Annotated in this window: 17 protein-coding genes; 13 read left to right on the forward strand and 4 right to left on the reverse strand. The window is 65.9% G+C overall.

What is annotated here, in order from left to right:
• Nucleotide 1 precedes the first annotated feature (1 nt).
• Nucleotides 2-427, forward strand: coding sequence for an acyl-CoA thioesterase (locus HMPREF2924_RS29730; protein WP_003092635.1), 426 nt, complete (start codon nucleotides 2-4; stop codon nucleotides 425-427).
• 69 nt (nucleotides 428-496) lie between these two features.
• On the opposite strand, the gene HMPREF2924_RS29735 is transcribed toward HMPREF2924_RS29730, so the two are convergent.
• Entirely contained in the window at nucleotides 497-1,183 is a 687-nt protein-coding gene (locus tag HMPREF2924_RS29735) for a cyclic di-GMP-binding domain-containing protein, MshE-related (protein WP_003092633.1), read from the reverse strand.
• A gap of 113 nt (nucleotides 1,184-1,296) precedes the next feature.
• Nucleotides 1,297-3,132 carry a cation:proton antiporter gene (locus HMPREF2924_RS29740; protein WP_003109643.1) on the reverse strand — a complete coding sequence of 612 codons (1,836 nt, stop codon included), beginning with the start codon at nucleotides 3,130-3,132 and terminating at the stop codon, nucleotides 1,297-1,299.
• 214 nt (nucleotides 3,133-3,346) lie between these two features.
• Here HMPREF2924_RS29740 and xerD point away from each other — a divergent pair, with 214 nt between their 5' ends.
• From xerD to thrC, 4 genes are all read left to right on the forward strand, one after another.
• Nucleotides 3,347-4,243 (forward strand): site-specific tyrosine recombinase XerD, encoded by an 897-nt coding sequence (gene xerD, locus HMPREF2924_RS29745; protein WP_003092629.1) that lies wholly within the window; start codon nucleotides 3,347-3,349, stop codon nucleotides 4,241-4,243.
• A 126-nt stretch (nucleotides 4,244-4,369) separates the two neighbouring features.
• Nucleotides 4,370-5,098 (forward strand): bifunctional protein-disulfide isomerase/oxidoreductase DsbC, encoded by a 729-nt coding sequence (dsbC, locus tag HMPREF2924_RS29750; RefSeq protein ID WP_003092626.1) that lies wholly within the window; start codon nucleotides 4,370-4,372, stop codon nucleotides 5,096-5,098.
• 213 nt (nucleotides 5,099-5,311) lie between these two features.
• Nucleotides 5,312-6,616 carry a homoserine dehydrogenase gene (locus tag HMPREF2924_RS29755; RefSeq protein ID WP_003129861.1) on the forward strand — a complete coding sequence of 435 codons (1,305 nt, stop codon included), beginning with the start codon at nucleotides 5,312-5,314 and terminating at the stop codon, nucleotides 6,614-6,616.
• Between the two features lie 52 nt (nucleotides 6,617-6,668).
• Entirely contained in the window at nucleotides 6,669-8,078 is a 1,410-nt protein-coding gene (thrC, locus tag HMPREF2924_RS29760) for a threonine synthase (RefSeq protein ID WP_003129862.1), read from the forward strand.
• A 53-nt stretch (nucleotides 8,079-8,131) separates the two neighbouring features.
• On the opposite strand, the gene HMPREF2924_RS29765 is transcribed toward thrC, so the two are convergent.
• Nucleotides 8,132-9,337 carry a poly(ethylene terephthalate) hydrolase family protein gene (locus tag HMPREF2924_RS29765; RefSeq protein ID WP_003129865.1) on the reverse strand — a complete coding sequence of 402 codons (1,206 nt, stop codon included), beginning with the start codon at nucleotides 9,335-9,337 and terminating at the stop codon, nucleotides 8,132-8,134.
• Between the two features lie 112 nt (nucleotides 9,338-9,449).
• Here HMPREF2924_RS29765 and HMPREF2924_RS29770 point away from each other — a divergent pair, with 112 nt between their 5' ends.
• A complete protein-coding gene (locus tag HMPREF2924_RS29770; protein WP_003092618.1) occupies nucleotides 9,450-9,734 on the forward strand; it encodes a DUF3509 domain-containing protein in 285 nt (94 codons plus the stop codon).
• 185 nt (nucleotides 9,735-9,919) lie between these two features.
• Here the strand turns inward: HMPREF2924_RS29770 and HMPREF2924_RS29775 are convergent, their stop codons facing one another.
• Nucleotides 9,920-11,149, reverse strand: coding sequence for a CaiB/BaiF CoA transferase family protein (locus HMPREF2924_RS29775; protein WP_003129868.1), 1,230 nt, complete (start codon nucleotides 11,147-11,149; stop codon nucleotides 9,920-9,922).
• A gap of 304 nt (nucleotides 11,150-11,453) precedes the next feature.
• Here HMPREF2924_RS29775 and HMPREF2924_RS29780 point away from each other — a divergent pair, with 304 nt between their 5' ends.
• From HMPREF2924_RS29780 to HMPREF2924_RS29810, 7 genes are all read left to right on the forward strand, one after another.
• Nucleotides 11,454-12,074, forward strand: coding sequence for a biofilm formation regulator BacA (locus HMPREF2924_RS29780; protein WP_003092612.1), 621 nt, complete (start codon nucleotides 11,454-11,456; stop codon nucleotides 12,072-12,074).
• Between the two features lie 14 nt (nucleotides 12,075-12,088).
• Nucleotides 12,089-12,784, forward strand: a complete 696-nt coding sequence (locus HMPREF2924_RS29785; protein ID WP_003092609.1) for a PspA/IM30 family protein — start codon at nucleotides 12,089-12,091, stop codon at nucleotides 12,782-12,784.
• A gap of 55 nt (nucleotides 12,785-12,839) precedes the next feature.
• The gene (locus HMPREF2924_RS29790) at nucleotides 12,840-13,481 is read left to right on the forward strand and encodes a hypothetical protein (protein ID WP_003124126.1); all 642 of its coding nucleotides are present in this window, start codon (nucleotides 12,840-12,842) and stop codon (nucleotides 13,479-13,481) included.
• Nucleotides 13,482-13,516: 35 nt separating this feature from the next.
• A complete protein-coding gene (locus HMPREF2924_RS29795) occupies nucleotides 13,517-15,583 on the forward strand; it encodes a flotillin family protein (RefSeq protein WP_003092604.1) in 2,067 nt (688 codons plus the stop codon).
• A 149-nt stretch (nucleotides 15,584-15,732) separates the two neighbouring features.
• Entirely contained in the window at nucleotides 15,733-20,970 is a 5,238-nt protein-coding gene (locus HMPREF2924_RS29800) for a DNA repair ATPase (RefSeq protein ID WP_003129869.1), read from the forward strand.
• 18 nt (nucleotides 20,971-20,988) lie between these two features.
• On the forward strand, nucleotides 20,989-21,681 hold the full coding sequence (locus HMPREF2924_RS29805) for a phospholipase D-like domain-containing protein (protein ID WP_003092598.1): 693 nt from the start codon (nucleotides 20,989-20,991) through the stop codon (nucleotides 21,679-21,681).
• A gap of 106 nt (nucleotides 21,682-21,787) precedes the next feature.
• The gene (locus tag HMPREF2924_RS29810) at nucleotides 21,788-22,327 is read left to right on the forward strand and encodes a YaeQ family protein (RefSeq protein WP_003092594.1); all 540 of its coding nucleotides are present in this window, start codon (nucleotides 21,788-21,790) and stop codon (nucleotides 22,325-22,327) included.
• Nucleotides 22,328-22,331: the final 4 nt, after the last annotated feature.

Here is a 22,331-nt window from a genome sequence, read left to right on the forward strand (position 1 = left end):
CATGACCCCCAGAGAGCAAGAAATCCTGCGTCGCACCGAGCTTTCCGAAACCCGTGTGACCAAGGCGGTATTCCCGCCCACCACCAATCACCACAACACCCTGTTCGGCGGAACTGCGCTGGCCTGGATGGACGAGGTCTCGTTCATCACCGCGACCCGTTTCTGCCGCCTGCCGCTGGTGACCGTCTCCACCGATCGCATCGACTTCAACCACCCGATCCCGGCGGGCTCGATCGTCGAACTGGTCGGCCGGGTGGTCAAGGTCGGCAACACCAGCCTCAAGGTGGAGGTCGAGGTGTACCTGGAAAGCATGTACGCCGACGGTCGCGAGAAGGCCATACACGGCCTGTTCAGCTTCGTCGCCATCGACGACGAAAAGCGGCCGGTTCCGGTCCTGCCGGGATTCCCGGCCAGCCAGGCGGCTTGAGCCAGGCGGAAAGAAGGCACCCAGGGGTGCCTTTTCCATATCCCCGGACGATCCGGCCCTGGGTTGGGATCAGGGCCGCAGGCTGATCTTCAGGGAAGCCTGGGACAGGTCGATCTGTTGCAGGCTGACGCTGCCGAACGTCTGCTCGCGCGGCGCGCCGGCAATGCGGATATTGTCGAAGCGCACCTCGCCGATACTGCTCGGCAGGCGCAGGTTGACCGAGCCGTCGGGGTTGAGCGTGCTTTGCGTCTTGCCGGTTTCGTAGCGAACGTCGCTCATCGAGGTTTCCGCCTCCAGGCTGTCGAGCACCGGCATCACCAGCTTCGCCAGTTGCTTCACCGCGGCCAGGCCGTCGCCGCCCTCGGCCTTCAGGAACAGGCCCTCGAGGCTTTCGTTGAGGCCCTGGGCGTTGACGTTGCTCATCTCGACGTCGGTCAGCGGACGCAGGTTCTTCGGCAATTCCTGGCGGCTCATGGCCGCTGGCGGCTGCATGCGCTGGATGTCGGCGCTGGCCATCTGGAACGGACTGAGCAGGGCGGCGACCAGGGTCGCGGCCAGGCGCAGGTTGGTCTGCTTCTTCAGCGCCTTCTTCAGTTGCCGTTCGCTCAGCAGGCCTTGCTCGATCAGGGTTTCGCCCAGGCGCTTGTGGTTGCTCAACTGCGCCTGGATCGCGGCGTCCAGTTGGGCGGCGCTAATCAGCCCCTTGTTGATCAGGATCTGGCCCAGGCGGGAATGTTGTTGATTGGACATGGTCATGGCCTGATGAAAAAAAGAGAATGATGGCTAGATGCAATCATCCTCTTCGTGGGCTTCGTTTGTCACCCAACCTTGGATAGGGTGACGACGGTCTTTCGTCGGTTCGTTGAAGTCTAGTCGGCGATTTCCGTGGCCTGCGACTTGCTGACTGACGGTTCCGCCTCGATCAGCGACAGCAGCGTCCAGCCGGTGCCCGGCGCCAGCGTGGACTGTGGCGTGGCGACGTGCATCCTGCCGTTCGGATCGCGGGCGAACAGCAGGATCGCGGACTCGCCGTGCAGCGCCTGGTAGTCGTTCCAGCCGAAGGTGTCGGTGAGCAGGGTGGTGCGGATTTCGGCTCCGCGCGACAGCAGGCTGGCGAACTGCGCGTAGGTCAGCGGTCGCTGGCCAAGCGGGCGGCCACGGTGTTCGTCGCTGGAGCGGTGCTTGTCGGTACGCTTGGCTTCCTGGCTGGTCGGCAGGCCGAACAGCTGGCGATGGCCGAACTCGTGGCGGAAGCGCATGGCCGCCAGGGTGTTCAACTCGCCGGCCGGAGAAACCCCCAGCAAATGCCCGATGCCGACCAGGTCGAGGTGGGCTTCGGCGTGCTGCGAGGTGGGGTTGCCGAAATAGGTGGGCAGGTTGTCCATGCGGGCGGCGCGGATGTTTTCCCAGCTCGAATCAGTCAGCAGCACGCGGCTGCCGAGGCTCTTCAGGGCCTTGCCGATGGCGCGCCCGACCGGATTGGCGCCGACGATCAGGTAGCCGCTGGGCGAGGGCTCGGCGACCTTCAGCAGGCGCGCCAGGGGGCGGGCGGTGGCGCTTTGCAGGACCACCGTGCCGATGATCACCAGGAAGGTCAGTGGCACCAGCAGCGCCGCCTGGGCATGGCCTTCGGCGCCCAGGCGGATGGCGAAGATCGCCGAGACCGCCGCGGCGACGATCCCGCGCGGGGCGATCCAGCTGAGCAGGGCGCGCTCGCGCCAGCTCAGCGGCGAACCCCAGGTCGACAGCGCCACGTTCAGCGGCCGGGCGACGAACTGGATCAGCAGCAACACCAGCAGCGCCGCCGGGCCCAGGCCGAGCAGGGCATTGATGTCCAGGCGTGCGGCCAGGAGGATGAACAGGCCGGAAATCAGCAGGACGCTGAGGTTTTCCTTGAAGTGCAGGATCTGCCGTACGTCGACGCCCTTCATGTTGGCCAGGCCCATGCCCATCAGGGTGACGGCGAGCAGTCCGGATTCGTGCATCACCCGGTTCGAGGCGATGAACACGCCCAGCACCGCGGCCAGCGTCGCCAGGTTGTGCAGGTAGTCCGGCAGCCAGTGGCGGCGCAGGACGATGCCCAGCGCCCAGCCGCCGAGGATGCCGAACAGGCTGCCGCAGAGGATCACCCCGCCGAAGGTCTGCAGGCTGTGCAGCCAGCCGTCGCCTTCGCCGCTGGAGATGATGAAGCTGTACACCACTACCGCCAGCAGGGCGCCGATGGGATCGATGACGATGCCTTCCCAGCGCAGGATGTTCGCCACCGCGGCCTTGGGCCGGACCACCCGCAGCATCGGGACGATCACCGTGGGCCCGGTGACCAGGGTCAGGGTGCCGAACAGCAGGGCCATTTCCCAGCTGAAGTCGAGCAGGTAGTGGGCGGCCAGGGCGATCACGCCCCAGGTCGAGAGCGCGCCGATGGTCACCATTCGGTGCACCACGGTGCCGATTTCCTTCCATTCGCTGAAATGCAGGGTCAGGCTGCCCTCGAAGAGGATCAGCGCCACTGCCAGGGATACCAGTGGGAACAGCAGGGGGCCGAACATCTCGTCCGGATCGAGCCAGCCGAGCAGGGGGCCGGCGACGATCCCGGACAGCAGCAGGAAAAGAATGGCTGGCAGGCGCAGGCGCCAGGCCAGCCATTGACTGAGCAGGGCGGCGGCACCGATGCCGCCGAGGGCGAGCAGGATAGCGTTCTGGTCCATCGAGGATTCCTTGTCAGCGTCGCTCCGCTCGTCCTGAGCCGGGGCGAACCATCGAGCCACATGGCTCCGCTTTTTCCCGCGGGCACGGGAAGCCGGCCGACCTCCTGTCGACCGGCCTGACTAACCATTACGTGGCGATGACGGCCAACGCTCGCGATAGCGCCCAGGCTATGAAAGACTAGCCGCGCTTTCATTTGGTTCGCAGCCTTCATCCATGAGTACCCTCGAACATCCCCTGATCGACCGTTTCCTCGATGCCCTGTGGCTGGAAAAAGGCCTTGCCGACAACACCCGCGAGGCTTATCGCAACGACCTCCAGCAGTTCAACGCCTGGCTCGATGGCCGCGGGCTGCGCCTGGAGGGCATCGGCCGCGACGCCATCCTCGATCACCTGGCCTGGCGCCTGGAACAGGGCTACAAGGCTCGCTCGACCGCGCGCTTCCTCTCCGGCCTGCGTGGCTTCTACCGCTATTGCCTGCGCGATGGCCTGATCGCCGAGGATCCCACCTTGCAGGTGGACCTGCCACAACTGGGCAAGCCGTTGCCGAAATCCCTCTCCGAAGCGGACGTCGAGGCATTGCTGGCGGCGCCGGAAGTCGACGACCCGCTGGGCCTGCGCGATCGCACCATGCTCGAAGTGCTGTATGCCTGCGGCCTGCGGGTCAGCGAACTGGTCGGCCTGACCCTGGAGCAGGTCAACCTGCGCCAGGGCGTGGTCAAGGTCTTCGGCAAGGGCAGCAAGGAGCGCCTGGTGCCGCTCGGCGAGGAAGCCATCGGCTGGCTCGAACGCTACCTGCGCGAGGCCCGCGGCGACCTGCTCGGCGGGCGGCCCAGCGACGTGCTGTTCCCCAGCCTGCGCGGCGAACAGATGACCCGCCAGACCTTCTGGCATCGCATCAAGCATCACGCGCAGGTGGCGGCGATCGGCACGTCGATTTCGCCGCACACCCTGCGCCACGCCTTCGCCACCCACCTGCTCAACCATGGCGCCGACCTGCGGGTGGTGCAGATGCTGCTCGGCCACAGCGACCTGTCGACCACCCAGATCTATACCCATATCGCCCGGGCCCGCCTCCAGGATCTGCACGCACGCCACCACCCGCGAGGCTGACGCTTTGTCCGAAAAATCCGTACCTACCCGAAAAGAGGCGCTTTCGTAGCGTTCTGCGACAAGCGTCGGGCCCGTCGGGATAGCGGTCTATGGTAGGCTTCGCCGACCGCACGACAGGAGTGACACATGCGCGTGACCCGTTTTCTGGCTGCTGCCGCCCTCGGCCTGATGAGTACCCTGGCCCTGGCAGACAATGCCGATCAGAACATCCGCAAGACCCTGCAGGCCCTGCAACCGGACCTGCCCATCGACTCCATCGCCAGCAGCCCGCTGCAGGGGCTCTACCAGGTGCAGCTGAAGGGCGGCCGGGTGCTCTACGCCAGCGCCGACGGCCAGTTCGTCATGCAGGGCTACCTCTACCAGGTGAAGGACGGCAAGCCGGTCAACCTGACCGAGAAGGCCGAGAGCCAGGCGATCGCCAAGGCGATCAACGGCGTGCCCGCCAGCGAGATGGTGGTGTATCCGGCCAAGGGCCAGGCCAAGGCGCACATCACGGTGTTCACCGATACCACCTGCCCGTACTGCCAGAAGCTGCATGCCGAGGTGCCGGACCTGACCGAGCAGGGGATCGAGGTGCGCTACATGGCGTTCCCGCGCCAGGGGCCGCAGTCGGCGGGCGACAAGCAACTGCAGGCGGTCTGGTGTGCGAAGGAGCCGACCAAGGCGATGGACGCCATGATGAACGGCAAGGAGATCAAGTCTTCCGAGTGCAAGAACCCGGTCGACAAGCAGTTCCAGATGGGCCAGATGGTCGGGGTGCAGGGAACGCCGGCGATCGTCCTCGCCAACGGCCAGTTGCTTCCCGGCTACCAGCCGGCCAAGCAGTTGGCCAAGCTGGCGCTGGAGGCCAAATAGCGCCGGGTCTGCCGAACAATTGACTAATAAAGAGCCGCTTCGTAATGTGCGGCTCTTTTGTTTTCATCATTGGCGATTTCCGTCGCCCGCTGGCGGAATCCATCGCCAGGATGTGTCGTGGCCCGTACAGTGGTCGCGTCAACCTCGATTCGATCGGGGAACCATAGCAGGCCGGCGCGTCCGGCCGTCGTAGGTGAGATGGGGAGTTCCAGCGTGAAACCGGTCAAAGTAGGCATCTGTGGGTTGGGGACCGTCGGTGGCGGTACCTTCAATGTACTCGAACGCAACGCCGAGGAGATTGCCCGCCGTGCCGGGCGCGGTATCGAGGTTGCGCAGATCGCCGCCCGCCGGCCGAACCCGAAGTGCGATACCGGTGCGACCCCCATCACCGCCGATATCTTCGACGTAGCGTGCAATCCCGAGATCGACGTGGTCGTCGAGTTGATCGGCGGCTACACCCTGGCCCACGAGCTGGTGCTCAAGGCCATCGAGAACGGCAAGCACGTGGTCACCGCGAACAAGGCGCTGATCGCCGTGCACGGCAACGAGATCTTCGCCAAGGCCCGCGAGAAGGGCGTGATCGTCGCCTTCGAGGCCGCTGTCGCCGGCGGCATCCCGGTGATCAAGGCGATCCGCGAGGGGCTGTCGGCCAACCGCATCAACTGGCTGGCCGGGATCATCAACGGTACCGGCAACTTCATCCTCAGCGAAATGCGCGAGAAGGGCCGTACCTTCCCCGACGTGCTCGCCGAGGCCCAGGCCCTGGGCTATGCCGAGGCCGACCCGACCTTCGACGTGGAAGGCATCGACGCCGCCCACAAGCTGACCATCCTCGCCTCGATCGCCTTCGGCATTCCGCTGCAGTTCGACAAGGCCTACACCGAAGGCATCTCGAAGCTGACCAGCGCCGACGTCAACTACGCCGACGCCCTCGGCTATCGCATCAAGCACCTGGGCGTGGCGCGTCGCACCGAGAGCGGCTTTGAGCTGCGCGTGCACCCGACCCTGATTCCCTCGGATCGCCTGATCGCCAACGTCAACGGCGTGATGAACGCGGTGATGGTCAACGGCGACGCCGTCGGCTCGACCCTCTACTACGGCGCCGGTGCCGGCATGGAGCCGACCGCTTCCTCGGTGGTGGCCGACCTCGTCGACGTGGTCCGCGCCATGACCTCCGATCCGGAGAACCGCGTACCGCACCTGGCATTCCAGCCGGACGCGCTGTCCGACCACCCGATCCTGCCGATCGAAGCCTGCGAAAGCGCCTACTACCTGCGCATCCAGGCCAAGGACCACCCGGGCGTACTGGCCCAGGTGGCCACCATCCTGTCCGAGCGCGGCATCAACATCGAATCGATCATGCAGAAGGAGGCCGAGGAACAGGACGGCCTGGTGCCGATGATCCTGGTTACCCACCGGGTCATCGAACAACGCATCAACGATGCCATCACCGCCCTGGAAGCGCTGGAAGGCGTGTCCGGGCCGGTGGTCCGTATCCGTGTCGAACAACTGAATTGATCGAACGCCGGGCGCCGTTCGCGGGCCCGCGTCAACAGCGAAGGTTTTGAACATGCGTTACATCAGCACCCGCGGCCAAGCGCCCGCCCTGAACTTCGAAGATGTCCTCCTCGCCGGCCTGGCCAGCGACGGCGGCCTCTATGTCCCGGAAAACCTGCCACGCTTCACCCTCGAGGAGATCGCCTCTTGGGTCGGCCTGCCCTACCACGAGCTGGCCTTCCGGGTGATGCGCCCGTTCGTCGCCGGCAGCATCGCCGATGCCGACTTCAAGAAGATCCTCGAGGAAACCTATGGCGTCTTCGCCCATGACGCAGTGGCGCCGCTGCGCCAGTTGAACGGCAACGAATGGGTGCTGGAGCTGTTCCACGGCCCGACCCTGGCCTTCAAGGACTTCGCCCTGCAACTGCTCGGCCGCCTGCTCGACCATGTGCTGGCCAAGCGCGGCGAGCGCGTGGTGATCATGGGGGCCACCTCCGGCGATACCGGCTCCGCGGCCATCGAAGGCTGCCGCCGTTGCGACAACGTCGACATCTTCATCATGCACCCGCACAACCGCGTGTCCGAGGTGCAGCGCCGGCAGATGACCACCATCCTCGGCGACAACATCCACAACATCGCCATCGAAGGCAACTTCGACGACTGCCAGGAGATGGTCAAGGCCAGCTTCGCCGACCAGGGCTTCCTCAAGGGTACCCGCCTGGTAGCGGTGAACTCGATCAACTGGGCGCGGATCATGGCCCAGATCGTCTACTACTTCCATGCCGCGCTGCAGCTCGGCGCGCCGCATCGCTCGGTGGCGTTCTCGGTGCCGACCGGCAACTTCGGCGACATCTTCGCCGGCTACCTGGCGCGCAACATGGGCCTGCCGGTCAGCCAGCTGATCGTCGCGACCAACCGCAACGACATCCTGCACCGCTTCATGAGCGGTAATCGCTACGACAAGGACACCCTGCATCCCTCGCTGTCGCCGTCGATGGATATCATGGTCTCGTCCAACTTCGAACGCCTGCTGTTCGACCTGCACGGCCGCAACGGCAAGGCCGTCGCCGAACTGCTGGATGCCTTCAAGGCCAGCGGCAAGCTGTCGGTGGAAGACCAGCGCTGGACCGAGGCGCGCAAGCTGTTCGACTCCCTGGCGGTCAGCGACGAGCAGACCTGCGAGACCATCGCCGAGGTATACCGCTCCTGTGGCGAGTTGCTCGACCCGCACACCGCCATTGGCGTGCGTGCCGCCCGCGAATGCCGGCGCAGCCTGAGCGTGCCGATGGTGACCCTGGGCACTGCGCACCCGGTCAAGTTCCCCGAAGCGGTGGAGAAGGCCGGCATCGGCCAGGCGCCGGCGCTGCCTGCGCACCTCGCCGACCTGTTCGAGCGCGAGGAGCGCTGCACCGTATTGCCGAACGAGCTGGCCCAGGTACAGGCCTTCGTCAGCCAGCACGGCAATCGCGGCAAGCCGCTCTGAGCCTGTCGTGAAAGGAAGAAGCCCGCCTTGATGGCGGGCTTTTTCATGTCTTCTCAAAGGGCGGCGGCGAGTTTGTTGCGCGAGGGGCGGAGCAGCCTCAGTGGATCGTTGAACTGGATGTCGCTGGCCAGCTTGTAGTAGCGCCCGACGAAATAGTCGCGGGCCTGGGCATCGTTCTTTCCCTGGTACAGCGCCCAGGCGACGCTGATGCCGGCGAACTCGTTGTACTCGATCTGTCGCAGCGGGCTGAAGTGGGTCGCCGTGGTGGCCGTGGCGCCCCAGGCGGGCACGTCGCGGATCAACGGGCCCTGCCAGAGGATCGGCCAACTGAGCGGCGGCACGACCACATCGGCCAGTCCGGTCAGCAGCAGGGTCGGGGTCTTTACCGTGGAACCGATGGCCAGGGGGCCTGGCTCGATCGGCAGGGCGCCGACCAGCTTCAACCGTGGCTCGATGAGTTGCAGGGCTTGTGCAGAGAGGCTGGCGCTCTGCAGTGTGGCCTGGCCGCCGGCGGAGTGCCCGGCGACCAGCGTCCGGGAAAAGTCGGCCCGGTCATGCAGGGCCGAGCCCGGGTCCCTGTCCAGTTTCGCGACCTCGAGGATGCCGAGGGCGTGCATCAGCGGGAAGGAATTGATGAAGTCGGAGGAGATCACCACGATGAAGCCGTGGCTGGCCCACAGTTTCATCAGTTCGTGATAGTTGCCGGCGTTGGAAAGTATGCCGCCGACGAAAGTGATGACCGGAAGCTTGACGTCGGACGCGGCGATGTCCGCCGGATAGTAGACGCTGGTACTGATCGGGCTGGCGAAGCCATAGGGAAAAGCCTCGTTGCAGCGGATCGAGCCGTCCAGCAGGACGATCCTGGCGATGGTCCCGACGAAGCCACGACAATTGGCGAGCACGGCGGTGCTGGCGATCTCGGTGTCGGCGACCGGACGCGCGTACTGGTCGTTGGCCAGGCCGACGGCGCCGAACAGCAGCGAGCCCTGTGCCGTGCCGGCGGCGAATGCCAGCGCGAGGATGAAGGCGCGCCAGGCGCCGCGGGGGGATGCGAAGGCAGTCATGAGATCCTCGCTGTTCGGTGCGCAGGGGAAAGTCTCGTTGTTACTGCCTGACGGACGCGCCGGATACTGCAATTTCAAGCAGGTGAAGGCGTTGCGCGAGGGTGGGATGGTTGGAGTTTTTCCCGGTGCTTCCCTTATAGCGGGCTGATCGTTGCGTTGGCCTGGCTCAGCTCGAATGGCTATTTGCGCCGGCACATGGCCTTTCGCCAGATGCTGCCGTTAGTCCGGTAAATGCTTGCATCGACGAACCCTATTCGCGTTTTTTCGGTCTTTGACGAGTCTTATTCGTCGAAACAGGAGACCTGATTTGGACAGCCTGAAGCAACGACTGGCCGATGCCTTCGCTCCCCATCCCTTCACCCTCAGCCAGCCCCGGCCCGATGGCGGACGGGTGGTCACGCTGGTCGATCCGCAGGGGGAAACCCTGTTGCAGCGGGTCATCGCCAAGGTGCAGTTGAACGACGAAAGCTATCTCGAGGATGCCGTGCAGACCATTCGCCGGGAATTGCAGGTGCTGGTCGGGCGGATGGAGGAAGACGTGCTGGCGACCTTCCGCGAGCGGGATCACGTGCTGCTGTATTCGTCGCGCTAGCACCGTCTCGTTCGAGGGCGCGTTGCGCATCGGGCGGTCAGGCCGAAGGCGCGCGCCGGTGCAGCGGCTCTTGCCGGATGGCGCCATGCTCGTGGAAGCGTGCGGATAACCCCCTCTCCCTGACTGGATAGGGGAGAGGGGGCTGCACTATCCGCGGAGCACCGATGAAGGGCTCCGCGTACCGTTCAGATGGCGCCTTCCCGGCGCAGGGCGGCGATGCCCTCGCTGTCGTAGCCCAGCTCGGCGAGCAGGGCATCGGTATGCTCGCCCAGTTCCGGGCCTACCCAATCCGCCGAGCCTGGCGTGGCGGACAGCTTGGGTACGATGCCAGGCATGCGGAATGGCTTGCCGTCCGGCAAGCGTGCCGAGAGGAACATCTCGCGGGCAAGGAATTGCGGATCGCGGAACATGTCTTCGGCGGAGTAGATGCGGCTGGCCGGGACTTCGGCTCGCGCCAGCACCGCCAGCACTTCCTCCAGGGGCTGCGAGGCGACCCAGCGGTCGATAACCCCATAGAGTTCGTCGCGGCGCGCATCGCGCCCGTCGTTGCTGGCCAGTCGCGGGTCGCTGGCCAGGTCGTCGCGGCCGATGGCCTGCATGAAGCGGCGGAAGATCGCGTCGCCGTTGGCGCCGATCTGTACGTGGCGGCCATCGGCGCTGGTGTGGATGGAGGAGGGGGTGATGCCCGGCATGATGTTGCCGGTGCGCTCGCGGATGAAACCGAACACGTCGAATTCCGGAACCATGCTTTCCATCATGGCGAAGATCGCCTCGTAGAGGGCGACGTCGACCATCTGTCCCTCGCCGCCGTTGACCTCGCGGTGTCGCAGCGCCATCAGCGCGCCGATCACGCCCCACAGGGCGGCGATCGAGTCGCCGATGGAAATCCCGGTGCGAACCGGCGGGCGGTCCTCGAAGCCGGTAATGTAGCGCAGTCCGCCCATCGACTCGCCGACCGCGCCGAAGCCCGGCTGGTCCTTGTAGGGGCCGGTCTGGCCGAAGCCCGACAGGCGCACCATCACCAGGCGCGGGTTCAGCGCGTGGAGGACATCCCAGCCCAGGCCGAGCTTTTCCAGTACGCCGGGGCGGAAGTTCTCGATCAGGATGTCGGCATCGCCGAGCAGGCGTTTCAGGATCGCCTGGCCCTCGGCGTGCTTGAGATTGAGGGTCAGGGATTTCTTGTTGCGTGCCTGAACGAACCACCACAGCGAGGTGCCTTCGTAGAGCTTGCGCCACTTGCGCAGTGGGTCGCCGCCGTCGGGCGACTCGATCTTGATCACTTCGGCGCCGAACTCGGCGCAGATCCGCGAGGCGAAAGGGCCGGCGATCAGGGTGCCGAGCTCGACCACCTTCAGGCCGGCCAGCGGTTTGGGCGAATGTTCCATGCGGTGTCCGTCAGGCTGCAGTGTGCGCATAGCCTAGAGCATTTGCCGGCGGTGCGGGCGGGTGCCGCGGTAGGGTGAGACGTTTCCCGTTTTTTCCCGATATGCCCGGCGGTCCTTCAATTCCTTTTGCATAGAGGGTTTAATGCGGGAGTCGATACAGGATGTAGCGCGCCAGACACCGAGCCAGGGAGGCCCCTCGTGCCATTTCTTTCTCTCTTTCCTCCCCGTGTTTCTTTTCCATGCTCCGGCCGGCCCGGCGTAGATATGCGCGTGCGTTGGATTTTATTACATGTGAGCTGTTGAAATCTTACATGTGATCTCGTAGTGTGAGTCCATGCAACGGAAATCATCAGCCCATTATCAGCGTGTCTTTCGCCAGCGCCTGCGCGAGCAGGGCCTGGTGAAGAAGGAAGTCTGGATCTTGCCGGAGAACGCCGCGGCGCTCGCCGGCATCGAGCGGATGCTGCGTCGCCCGGCTGCCGGAGCGGCTCATTTGGAGAAGGAGGAAGACATGACGGAAGCCCGGGTATGGAACGCTCGCTCGCTGGCCGAGGCCCTGAGCGGCACCGAGCTGTTCAGCAGCGGCGAGGCCCAGATCGAGCTGATCGAGGGGGCGGAAGCGAGTCTCTACGTGATCATGCGCGAATACGGCGACCTGCCGGTGTTCGTCGCGCCCCAGGGCGAGCAGATCATCGTCGAGGCGCTGCTCTGGCCGGAAAGCGACGTTACCGACGCGACCGCCTTCAACGAAGAGGTCCTGCTCAGCCGGCAACTGTTCCCGCTGTCGAGCATCGGCCTGCTCAACCTGCCGGGCGAGGAGCGCTGCTACAGCATGTTCGGCGCGTTGAGCACGACTTCGTCGCTGGCCAGCGTGCTGCACGAAATCGAAACCCTGGCCGGCAACGTGATCCGCGCCACGGAAGTCTACGCCGGCTACCTGAAAGCCCGGGCCTGAGGGAGGACACCATCATGACGGTATGGAGCAAGCTGCTGAGCGCCCTGCGCGGCGGAGCCAACGAGGTTGGCGAGGCGATCGTCGACAGCCAGGCGCTGCGCATCCTCGACCAGGAGATCCGCGACGCCGACGTCGAACTGCGCAAGTCGCGGGAAGCGCTGGCCTCGATCATGGCCCGCCACCGCCTGGCCCAGGAGCGCGTCGAGAAGGGCGCGGCCCAGGTCGCCGAGTACGAGCAATACGCGATCAAGGCACTGGAGGCCGGCAACGAGGAGCTGGCCCGGGAAGTCGCGGAGAAGATCGCGACCCTGGAGAACCAGCTCGAGGGCGAGCGTGCCCAGGTCGCGGAATTCGCCGCCAGCGTAGCCCAGTTGCGCAAGTCGGTGAGCCAGGCCGAAGGCAACATCCGCCAGCTCAAGCAACAGGTGGATACGGTCAAGGCCACCGAGAGCGTGCAGAAGGCGCAGATGGCCGTTGCCCAGCGCTATGGCAACTCGAAGAGCAAGCTGCAGACCGCGGTGGACTCCCTGGAGCGGATCAAGCAGCGCCAGGCCGAACGCGCGGCGACCATGGATGCCGCGGCCGAACTGGCCAGCGCGGCGGCGCCGGACGATGCGCTGGACGCCAAGCTGCGCGCGGCCGGGATCAAGGCCTCGGGCAACAGCGTGGATGGCGTGCTGGCGCGCCTGAAGGAAAAGGGCAAGGCCTGATAGGCCCGCGGCCCGGCGAAGGCGTCCGGGCCCGTTTTTCAGGGATAGAGCGACAATGGAAGGTTTCCTGCAGACGGCGCTGTCGTTTCCGACCGTGCTGTTCAGCTTTCTTCTGATCCTCGCGATCATCTACTGGGGCATCGTCGCCCTGGGTATGGTCGAGATCGATGTGCTCGATCTCGACGCCGAGTCGGTCGTCGATGGCGCCGGCCAGGCCGAAGGCCTCGCCGCGCTGCTGGCGAAGCTGAAACTCAACGGCGTACCGGTCACCCTGGTGCTGACCCTGCTGTCCTTCTTCGCCTGGTTCCTCTGCTACTTCGTCCAGCTGTGGCTGCTCAGCGCATTGCCGCTCGGCTGGCTGCGCTACCCGTTGGGCGCCGTGGTGGCGGTGGGCGCGCTGTTCCTGGCGGCGCCGCTGGCGGCCACGCTGTGCCGGCCGTTGCGGCCGCTGTTCCGCAAGCTGGAAAGCACCAGCAGCAAGTCGGTGCTGGGCCAGGTCGCGGTGGTGCGCAGCGGGCGGGTCACCCTGCAACATGGCGAGGCGTTGCTGGAAGATGGCGGCGCCGGGCTGATCCTGAAAATTCGTGCGGAAGAAAACAAAGGCTTCAAGCGCGGCGATCGCGTCGTGCTGCTGGAGTACCTGGAGGCGGAGCACGCCTATCGGGTCGTTACCGAGGAAGAGTTCCGCGGTATCTGACCCGGGCTCGGTGAGAATCAAGGAGAACTGCTGCTATGGATATGACGTCGTTGATGCCCCTCCTGCTGGGAGTGGGCCTGGTCGTTCTGCTGGTCGTGGGCCTGCTGGCCCTGTTCAAGGCCTTCTACATCAAGGTCCCGCAAGGCACCGCGCTGATCGTCAACGACATGTCGTCGACGCCCAAGGTGCATTTCACCGGTGCGCTGGTCTATCCGGTGATCCACCTGAAGGAGTTCATGCGCATCTCGCTGATCACCCTGGAGGTCGACCGGCGCGGCAAGGACGGCCTGATCTGCCGCGACAACATGCGCGCGGACATCACCGTTGCCTTCTACCTGCGGGTCAACGAGACCCAGGACGACGTGCTCAAGGTGGCCAAGGCCATCGGCGTCGACCGTGCTTCCGACCGTTCGGCGGTGAACGAGCTGTTCAATGCCAAGTTCTCCGAGGCGCTGAAGACCGTCGGCAAGCAGTTCGACTTCGTCCAGCTGTTCGAGAATCGCCAGGACTTCCGTGACCGCATCATCGAGGTGATCGGCAACGACCTGAACGGCTACGTACTGGAAGACGTCGCCATCGACTACCTGGAGCAGACCGCGAAGAACTCGCTGGACCCGAGCAACATCCTCGATGCCGAGGGCATCCGCAAGATCACCGAGCTGACCGCCACCCAGAACGTCATCACCAACGAACTGGAGCGCAACGAAGAGCTGGCGATCAAGAAGAAGAACGTCGAGACCCGCGAGGCGGCCCTGGCCCTGGAGCGCCAGCAGGCTGACGCCGAGGCCCGGCAGAAGCGCGAGATCGAGACCATCCGTGCCCGCGAGGAAGCGGAAACCGCGCGGGTCAAGGAAGAGGAGCGGCTGAAGGCCGAGCAGGCGCGGATCCAGGCGCAGCAGGAAATCGACGTGCGCACCGAGAACCACCAGCGCGAGGTCGAGGTGGCGCAGCAGAACCGCCAGCGCGCGGTGGTCATCGAGGTGGAGAAGGTCACCCGCGCCAAGGACCTGGAGATCGTCGCCCGCGAGCGTGAGGTGGAGCTGCAGAAGATCGAGAAGGAAAAGGCGCTGGAAGAGCAGCGCAAGAACATCGCCAATGTGATTCGCGAGCGCGTCGCGGTGGAAAAGACCGTGGCCCAGGAGGAGGAGCGGATCAAGGAGGTGCGCGAGGTTTCCGAGGCCGAGCGGGTCAAGCAGGTGATCCTGCTGCAGGCCCAGGCGGAAGCCGAGCAGGAGCTGGTACGCCAGGTCAAGCAGGCGGAAGCCGACGAGGCCCGCTCCAAGCACAAGGCGGTGGAAATCAACACCATGGCGCAGGCCGAGCTGGAAGCGGCGTCGAAGCAGGCCGAGGCGAAGAAGCGTCTGGCCGAGGGCATCGAGGCCGAGCGCGCAGCGCCGGGCCTGGCCGATGCGCGGGTGCTGGAAGTCACCGCTGCGGCGAAGGAAAAGGATGGCTTGGCAGCGGCGCGGGTACGTGCCGAACAACTGATCGCCGAAGCCAGGGGCGACGAGGAGCGCGGCCTGGCCGACGCCCGGGTGCTCGAGGCGCAGGCCGCAGCCAAGGAGAAGGACGGGCTGGCCGAAGCCAAGGTGCTGGCCGAGAAGCTCGGCGCCCAGGCGCGCGGCGAGGAACAGCTCGGCGCGGCCAAGGCCAAGGCCACCAAGGACCAGGGCAGCGCGGAAGCGGAAGTACTGCTGCAGCGCCTGAATGCCGAGGCCGAGGGGCTTGGCAAGAAGTTCGGCGCCCTGGATGCCCTCAGCGACAGCGCTCGCCAGCACGAAGAGTTCCGCATGCAGCTGGAGAAGAGCTTCGAGGAGGCCATGGCGGCCATCGCCGCGAACAAGGACATCGCCAAGGACCAGGCCGAGGTGCTCGCCACCGCGCTGGGCAAGGCGAACATCGAGATCGTCGGCGGCGAGGGCGACTTCTTCAACTCCTTCGCCAAGTCGCTGTCGGTGGGCAAGGCCATCGAAGGTGTGGTCGGCAAGAGCCCGGTGGTGCAGGACGTCCTCGCCCGCCTGCTCAACGGCCGTGGCGCAGCCGCTGCGGTAGTGCCGGAACGCAAGAGCGGCCACGAGAACGAGCCGGCGGCGGAAGTCTGAGTCGACCCGCAGCCTCCTCCGCCAACTGCGGAGGCGTTCCGCCCGCGCCCTGAGCGGCGCAGCACCTGGCGTGGCCTGTTGGCTGCGCCCGGGGCAGGCCGCTCGGGCCGGTTTCCATCGATGACCGCCGTAGACCCAGGAAGACCAGGATGTCGGACACTCAAGCCGCAACTCCCGCGCAGGACGTATTGGACAAGGCCGTTGCCGAGGGCGGCGCCTACGAGGTGCTGCACAAGCGCCTGCTGGAGCAGGGCCAGCGCCTGCGGCAGACCGCCGAAAGGCTCAACGCCAGTCGCCTGGAGGAGTTCGGCGACAGCCAGATGGATGTGATCGGCCGGGTCCGCATCCGTACCGAGAACAACTGCATCGCCCGCGATATCGTCCAGGTCGGCGATTGCCTGCTGTTCGGCTATAACGTGTTCATCGGCCTGCGCAAGGAAACCGGCGTGGCCGACGTGTTCTCCCTCTACCGCCTGGTGGAGGGCAGCGAAGGCTACGAGGCGGAGCCTGTGCCACTGGGGGACAGCTTTCTCGCCGCGCCGGGCTTCGTCAACGACTTCAACGAGCTTTACACCTACTACAAGAACACCCGCCTGCTGCAATTGGCGATCCGCGACGGCAAGCTGCTGGCCAGCTTCCAGATCGGCGAGCGGATCACCGACATCCGCGTGTTCCGCTGGTCGATCTCCAGCGACGGCAGCGAAGTCCGCTACATCGACAACCGCGGCGAGCGCGACATCGCCTTGCCGGCACCGTTCGACTTCGAATGGCAGCGGGCTACCCGCGAGATGGTGGTGGAGGGCCGTTTCCCGCACCTGAACATCCTCGACACCCTGTTCGTCGAGACCATCGGTGGCGACCTGACCATCAAGGTCGAGAACAACACCGAGGTCGGCCTGGGCATCTATCGCGAAGAGGTGATGGACAAGACCCAGTCGCTGGACGACGCGCAGGTTGAATTCGCCCGCCTCGGCAGCCTGCTGCTGCTCAAGGTCCTGCCCTATCGCGAAGAGCAGTGGCGCTACCTGGTGTTCAACAGCCTGACCGGCAAGGTCGAGCGCATCGACGCCATCGGCCTGGCCTGCATCCAGTTGCCGGAGGACCACGGGATCATCTTCCCCGGCGGCTACTACCTGCAGAACGGCGAGTACCGCACCTTCGAACAATCCATGGAAGGCATGCGCTTCAAGCGCTCGGTACGCTCGCCCAACGGCGAGGACGTGCAGTACGTTTTCTACCATCCCGAGCAGGGGCGGAACGTGCTGCTCACCTACAACCTGATCAACCGCCAGTTGCAGAATCCGCTGTTCGGCCACGGCTACGCGCGCCTGGAGGACGGACGCATGGTGATCTTCGCCGCCGAAGGCGAGGAACCGACCCGCATCCATCCAATGCAGGTCTGGCAGACGCCGTTCTGCACCGAGGAGTACGCGGCCCGCCAACCGGCGCGTAGCGGTTTCCTCGGGCGGATCGGCAATGCCGAGCTGGTGCGCGGCGTCTCCGACCTCTACGACCTGTGCCGGGAGATCGAGACTCCGGCGGTTTCGATCCAGCGCTACTCGCTGCTGTGCCAGAACACCCAGCGCCTGTTCGACGTCTACCACTGGCTCGGCAGCGACCAACTGGACGGCTTGGCGCCGCTGTTGCGCGAAGTGGCGGCGACCGCCGAGCTGGTGCTCGACGAATACGAGAAGGTCGAGAGTATCCGCCGCCAGTCGGCCCAGGCGATGGTCGACGCGGAGGAGCGGCACAAGGCGCTGCTCTCCGGCTTGCTGCCCGACGGCTGGGACCGGGTGCAGCAGTTCGTCGACGGGCTCAACGGCATCACCGCCCAGCGTGGCTTGCTGCTGACCATCCGCGAGTACCGCTACATCGACGTGGCGCGACTCGACGCCATGGAGGCCGAACTGCTCGCGGCCCACGAGCGGGTGGCCGCCGCCACTGCGACCTTCCTCGCCAGCGAACAGGCCCTGCAGCCCTTGCTGGAGCGCCTGCAGAGCCTCGATGGCGAGGCGCAGAAAGCCGAGACCGTGGCCCAGCTCGGCGAGCCGCTGGCGGCCCTGGAGGCGATGGCTGGCGACCTCGACATGCTGTCCTCGCTGATGGCTTCGCTGCGCATCGACGACGCGACCCAGCGGACCCGCATCATCGAGTCGATCTCGGAGATCTACGCCCGCCTGAACCAGGCCAAGGCGCGCGCCGAGCAGCGGCGCAAGGGACTCGGTTCGAGCGAGACCGTGGCCCAGTTCGGTGCCCAGTTCAAACTCTTCGGCCAGGGCATCACCAACGCCCTGGCCCAGGCCCAGGACCCCGAGCGCTGCGACGAGCAACTGTCGCGCCTGCTGGTGCAACTGGAGGAACTGGAAAGCCAGTTCGGCGACCATGAGCAGTTCCTCGGCGACATCCTGGCCAAGCGTGAGGAGCTGCTGGAAACCTTCGAGGCGCACAAGCAGACCCTGCTCGACGAGCGCCAGCGCAAGGCCCAGGGATTGCTCGACGCCGCCCGGCGAATCCTCGACAGCCTGCAACGACGCACCGCGCGCTTCACCCAGGCGGAGGAACTGAACGCGTTCTTCGCCGCCGACCCGCTGATCCTCAAGTTGCGCGAACTGGCCGAACGTCTTCGCGAATTGAAGGACAGCGTCAAGGCCGACGACGTCGAGGCGCGCCTGAAGGCCGCGCGCGACCAGGCGGTCCGCGCATTGCGCGACAAGAGCGAGCTGTTCGAGGAGGGCGGCGACGTCATCCGCCTGGGCCCGCGCCACCGCTTCAGCGTCAACACCCAGGAACTCGACCTGACCCTGATGCCGCGCGGCGACGCGCTGTACCTGCACCTGACCGGCACCGATTTCCTCGAACCGCTGCAGGACCCGCGGCTCGATGAGTTGCGCGGGTTCTGGCAGGTGAACCTGGAGTCCGAATCGGAGACGCTGTACCGCGCCGAATATCTCGCCGGCGAAGTGCTCGCCGCCGCCGACGCGGGCCGCGATGGCTTCAGCCTGGAGCGCTTGCAGGCGCTGCTGGCGCAGCCGGACGAGCTGGCGCGGGCGATCCGCGATTTCGCCGCGCCGCGCTACAAGGAGGGCTACGAGAAAGGTATTCACGACCACGATGCGGCGGCGATCCTGGTTCGCCTGCTGCCGTTGCGCGAGAGCGCCGGACTGCTACGCTACGCGCCCTCGGCGCGGGCTTTCGCCAGCCTGTTCTGGAGCCGCCGGCGCGAGGAGCGGGAGGTCGCCGGCTGGCCCGAGCGGGCACGCAGCAGCCGCGGCATCCAGCAGATGTTCGGTCGTGACGACGGCCTGCTCGCCCTTCGCGGCGAAGTGGCCGCGGCGATGCGTGCGCTGCTCGCCGAACAGCCCATCGCGCTGGACCCGCAGCATATCGACGAGGCGGCCGAGTACCTGGTCTGGGAATTGTCCGCCGAGCGTCCCGAATTCACCTTCAGCAAATATGCCCGGCAATTGCAGGAAGGACTCAAGCTGCGCCTGCAAGGCGCGCGTCTATGGGACGACTACCGGCAGACCCTGGAGCGCCTCGACGAGCGGCCCGCCGCCCAGTGGGAACTGGCCGGCAACTGGCTGCGCGGACTATGTGGCGACGCCGAGTTCCAGCCGCTGGCGGCCTACCTGGACGAGGCGGTGGCGCTCTCGTTGCTGGACGAGGAGATGCCACGACGGATCACCGAGGTCGACCTGCGCTTCCAGGTCGACGGCCTGATGGGCGAGCATCCGCGCATCGTCGAACGCGGCCTGGCGCTGGCGGTGGACGACTTCTTCGGCCGCCTGCGTCGCCATCGCCAGCAATTCCTGCCGGGGCTGCGGCGCTACCAGGCGCTGCGCCAGGAGATCGTCGAACACGAGCGCGAGGCATTGCGCCTGGCCGAGTTCAAGCCGCGACCGCTGTCCTCGTTCGTTCGCAACAAGCTGATCAATGACGTCTACCTGGGTGTCATCGGCGACAACCTGGCCAAGCAGATGGGGACGGTGGGCGAGAACAAGCGCACCGACCTGATGGGCCTGCTGATGCTGATCTCCCCGCCAGGCTACGGCAAGACCACCCTGATGGAGTACGTGGCGCACCGCCTGGGGCTGATCTTCATGAAGATCAACGGTCCTGCCCTCGGCCACGAGGTGCGCTCGCTCGACCCCGGGCAGGCGCCGGACGCGACTTCGCGGCAGGAACTGGAGAAGCTCAACCTGGCGCTGGAGATGGGCAACAACGTGATGCTCTATGTCGACGACATCCAGCACACCCATCCGGAGTTCCTGCAGAAGTTCATCTCCCTCTGCGACGGCACGCGCCGGGTGGAAGGGGTGTGGAAGGGCCGGACCAAGACCTACGACATGCGTGGGCGGAAGTTCTGCGTGGTGATGGCGGGCAACCCCTACACCGAGTCCGGCGAGGTCTTCCGCATTCCCGACATGCTCGCCAACCGCGCCGACATCTACAACCTCGGCGACACCCTCAGCGGCATGCAGGAGGCGTTCTCCCTCAGCTACATCGAGAACGCCCTGACCTCCAACCCGGTTCTCGCGCCGCTGGCCACCCGCGACATGGCCGACGTCTATCGCTTCGTCGCCAAGGCCGAGGGCAAGCCGTTCTCCAGCAACGAGCTGGCCCACGGCTACAGCGGTGCCGAGATCAACGAGATCAGCAGCACCCTGCAACGCCTCATGCAGGTGCGCGACGTGGTGCTCAAGGTCAACCAGCAGTACATCGCCAGCGCCGCCCAGGCCGACCAGTACCGCAGCGAGCCGCCGTTCAAGCTGCAGGGCAGCTACCGCAACATGAACAAGATGGCGGAGAAGATCTCCGCGGTGATGAACGATGCCGAGCTGCTGCAACTGATCGCCGACCACTACCAGGGCGAGTCGCAACTGCTGACCACCGGAGCCGAGGAGAACCTGCTGAAGCTCGCCGAACTGCGCGGCAACCAGAGCCCCGAGCAGGCCGAGCGCTGGGCGCAGATCAAGCGTGACTTCCTGCGCAACAAGTCCATGGGCGGCAGCGACGCCGACGTCGGCGGACGGCTGGTGGCGCAGCTCAACGACCTGGTGGAAAGCGTCCGTGGCCTGGCTCGCGAACCCCAGCCGGTACAACCGGCGCCCTGGGACGAGTTGCTGGCTGGATTGCGCCAGCTCGGCCAGGGCGCGCCGGCGCTGAACGTCGAGGTGACGGCGCCTGCGCAGCCGGGCGTGCAGCAGGTGCTGGAGAGCCTTGCCGCCTGCCTGCAGGACAGTTTCCTGCCGCTGATCAAGGTGATGGACCGCAAGATCGACGTCGACCTGCGCACGCACAACCGCATCAACGAGATATCCAGCCGCCTCGACGAACTGGGCCGGTTGCTGGGCGGCGAGAGGCCGCTGGAGAACGATCAACCCTGAGGACACGAGGAGCGGGAAATGGACTTCGACGGATTGGACCGCCAACTGCGCGACAGCCTGGCCGACCTGAAGCTGAGCAACGAGGAACGGGACGAACTACGCCAACTGGGCAGCGAGCTGGCGCCCGACCAGGTGCGTTTCCTGCGCAACCGTGCCTTCGACCTGGTGCGTGAGCTGGTCCTCGTGGAGGAGCAGGGCGAACGGATAGCCGCCCTGAAGTGGCTGGAGCAGGTGGTGCGCACCCTGGAGGTTACCGCGGCGGCGCCGCGCAGCCGCGCCAGCGCCTATTTCAGTCCCGGCGAGGAGTGTCGGCGGAAGATCCGCGAGCTGTGCCGGCAGGCCAGGCAGAGCCTGGACATCTGCGTGTTCACCATCTCCGACGACCAGCTCAGTGCGGAAATCCTGGCCTGCCATCGGCGTGGTGTTCCGGTGCGGATCATCAGCGACGATGACAAGCAGTTCGACGAAGGCAGCGACATCCATGCGCTGCGCGAGGCCGGCGTGCCGCTGCGAATCGACGACAGTCCCTTCCACATGCACCACAAGTTCGCCCTGGTGGATGGCGCCTGGCTGCTCAACGGCAGTTTCAACTGGACCCGCAGCGCCAGCGTCAACAACGAAGAGAACCTGCTGGTAACCGACGACGCCGTGCTGATCGGCGCCTATCGGCGTGAATTCGAGGAACTCTGGGGCCGCTACGCCCCGCGCTGAGCGGCAGCGACGCGAGAAAGGCAGGGCAGGCGGTCGGCCGGCGGACCGCACGCGGGCAGGTTTCAGGTTAGACTTGCGCCCTTTCGCTTCCCACGCCGGTATTCCCATGGCCCTGCAATCCACGCCCTATAAAGCCGATATTTCCCTCACCGACCTGGACCGCGGGGTCTACGAGACGTTGCGCCTGACCGTGGCCCGGCACCCCTCCGAGACCGAGGAGCGCCTGGCCGTGCGCTTGCTGGCCTACGTGCTGTGGTACGGCGAGCAGATCGCCTTCGGGCGTGGCCTGTCGGACGTGGACGAACCGGCGCTCTGGGAAAAGAGCCTGGACGGCCGGGTCCTGCACTGGATCGAAGTCGGCCAGCCGGACGCCGAGCGCATCACCTGGTGCTCGCGTCGCTGCGAGCGCTTCAGCCTGCTCGCCTATGGCAACCTGCGGGTCTGGCAGACCAAGGTGCTGGACAGCGTGCGCAGCCTGAAGAACATCAACGTCGCGGCAGTGCCCCAGGAACCCCTGGAGAGCCTGTCCCGCGACCTGCCGCGTTCGATCAACTGGACCGTGATGATCAGCGAGGGCACCCTGTTCGTCACCGACGAGAACGGCCAGCACGAGTTGCAGCTGGAATGGCTGCAGGGCGAGCGTTGATCGC

It is taken from the genome of Pseudomonas sp. HMSC063H08 (genome assembly GCF_001813645.1).
GTDB classification, from domain to species: domain Bacteria; phylum Pseudomonadota; class Gammaproteobacteria; order Pseudomonadales; family Pseudomonadaceae; genus Pseudomonas; species Pseudomonas aeruginosa.